This is a genomic window from Maribacter sp. PR66 (assembly GCF_028464205.1).
GTDB classification, from domain to species: Bacteria; Bacteroidota; Bacteroidia; order Flavobacteriales; family Flavobacteriaceae; genus Maribacter; species Maribacter flavus.
Genome location: NZ_JAQPCH010000022.1, coordinates 1 through 2500, shown reverse-complemented (window position 1 = coordinate 2500; position 2500 = coordinate 1). Strand labels below are relative to the sequence as shown.

The window sequence follows — 2500 nt, the reverse complement described above, 5'->3', positions numbered from 1 at the left end:
TTGTTTTCTCTTCCTCCGGCTACTTAGATGTTTCAGTTCACCGGGTTCGCTTGCCTTACGGCATGACATGTCTTCAACATGCCGGGTTGCCCCATTCGGATATCCGCGGATCATATCGTATGTGCCGATCCCCGCGGCTTTTCGCAGCTTATCACGTCCTTCGTCGCCTCTGAGAGCCTAGGCATTCCCCATACGCCCTTTTCCAGCTTGTCGCCTTTCCTTTTGTTCTATTCTACTTGTACTCTTTACTTTATAAAGATTCGTGTTTCTTTCTTTTTAGGTATATACAACAACATCACATGCCGCTGTATTCCCTGTTCCAATATGTCAATGAACCTGTCGCCCCTAAAGGGCATGTGGAGAATATCGGAGTCGAACCGATGACCTCCTGCGTGCAAGGCAGGCGCTCTAGCCAGCTGAGCTAATCCCCCATATACCAGTAGTTGGTACATAGTAGTTAGTAGTTAGACCATAACCACTACTCAACTTCCAGAATTTCCAATACTTCATACTCAATGAACGTCACCCTAAAAAGGGGCTCGTAGTCCCAGGCAGACTCGAACTGCCGACCTCTACATTATCAGTGTAGCGCTCTAACCAGCTGAGCTATGGGACTGTCCCTACTTCAACACCAGTTAAGGCGCCTCCGTATTTGTTATATATCATGATTGCGGAGATTTTTTTCAAAGAACATAAATAAATCGAAAAAACGGGACCGAAGGACCTTCGAAGGCCGCCGGGGACCGTCCCTTGGAGGGACAATCTCTAGAAAGGAGGTGTTCCAGCCGCACCTTCCGGTACGGCTACCTTGTTACGACTTAGCCCTAGTTACCGATCTTGCCCTAGGCCGCTCCTTGCGGTGACGGACTTCAGGCACTCCCGGCTTCCATGGCTTGACGGGCGGTGTGTACAAGGCCCGGGAACGTATTCACCGGATCATGGCTGATATCCGATTACTAGCGATTCCAGCTTCACGGGGTCGAGTTGCAGACCCCGATCCGAACTGTGACAGGTTTTATAGATTCGCTCCGCCTTGCGACGTGGCCGCTCTCTGTACCTGCCATTGTAGCACGTGTGTGGCCCAGGACGTAAGGGCCGTGATGATTTGACGTCATCCCCACCTTCCTCACGGTTTGCACCGGCAGTCCCGTTAGAGTCCCCATCATGACATGCTGGCAACTAACGGTAGGGGTTGCGCTCGTTATAGGACTTAACCTGACACCTCACGGCACGAGCTGACGACAACCATGCAGCACCTTGCAATCCGTCCGAAGAAAAGTCCATCTCTGGACCTGTCGAACTGCATTTAAGCCCTGGTAAGGTTCCTCGCGTATCATCGAATTAAACCACATGCTCCACCGCTTGTGCGGGCCCCCGTCAATTCCTTTGAGTTTCATTCTTGCGAACGTACTCCCCAGGTGGGATACTTATCACTTTCGCTTGGCCGCCCAGGCCTCAAGGGCCCGGACAGCTAGTATCCATCGTTTACGGCGTGGACTACCAGGGTATCTAATCCTGTTCGCTCCCCACGCTTTCGTCCATCAGCGTCAGTACATGGTTAGTCACCTGCCTTCGCAATCGGTGTTCTATGTGATATCTATGCATTTCACCGCTACACCACATATTCCGGCAACTTCACCATGACTCAAGACCGGCAGTATCAAAGGCAGTTCTATAGTTGAGCTACAGACTTTCACCCCTGACTTACCGGCCCGCCTACGGACCCTTTAAACCCAATAATTCCGGATAACGCTCGGACCCTCCGTATTACCGCGGCTGCTGGCACGGAGTTAGCCGGTCCTTATTCTTACGGTACCGTCAACAGGGCACACGTGCCCCTTTTTCTTCCCGTATAAAAGCAGTTTACTACCCATAGGGCATTCTTCCTGCACGCGGCATGGCTGGATCAGGCCCTCGCCCATTGTCCAATATTCCTCACTGCTGCCTCCCGTAGGAGTCTGGTCCGTGTCTCAGTACCAGTGTGGGGGATCCCCCTCTCAGGGCCCCTACCCATCGCGGTCTTGGTAGGCCGTTACCCTACCAACTAACTAATGGGACGCATGGCCATCCTCTACCGCCCGAAGGCTTTAACCATCAAACGATGCCGTTAAATGGTACCACGGGGCATTAATCCAAGTTTCCCTGGGCTATTCCCCTGTAGAGGGCAGGTTCCATACGCGGTGCGCACCCGTGCGCCGGTCGTCGGCGGAGCAAGCTCCCCGTTACCCCTCGACTTGCATGTGTTAGGCCTGCCGCTAGCGTTCATCCTGAGCCAGGATCAAACTCTTCATCGTTGTTCTTTGTTTACTCGTCCCAACGACCTCCGAAATATGACTCCCCGGCCCCGATTCTCTCGATCTAATTCTTTATATTCTCTACCATCGCATCCCATTAAAAGGACGCGATTCTCTCCACAATATTTCAATGAACCATTTAATAAAAGTGCCGGTCGCCCGACCCATTCATCGCCCAGTGCCTCACTAAGCGGGTGCAAATATAC

The 2500-nt window shown here is 52.3% G+C and carries 2 tRNA genes and 2 rRNA genes (1 of these 4 cut by a window edge); all 4 read right to left on the bottom strand.

Annotated features, from left to right (window positions below):
- Window positions 1-214, bottom strand: a 23S ribosomal RNA gene (locus PP181_RS17635) (it extends 2616 nt beyond the left edge of the window).
- A 143-nt stretch (window positions 215-357) separates the two neighbouring features.
- Window positions 358-431: transfer RNA gene (locus PP181_RS17630), tRNA-Ala, on the bottom strand.
- 111 nt (window positions 432-542) lie between these two features.
- A tRNA-Ile gene (locus PP181_RS17625) sits at window positions 543-616 on the bottom strand.
- Window positions 617-769: 153 nt separating this feature from the next.
- Window positions 770-2294 (bottom strand): 16S ribosomal RNA (locus tag PP181_RS17620).
- The 16S and 23S rRNA genes sit together here with 2 tRNA genes alongside, the layout of an rRNA operon.
- Window positions 2295-2500: the final 206 nt, after the last annotated feature.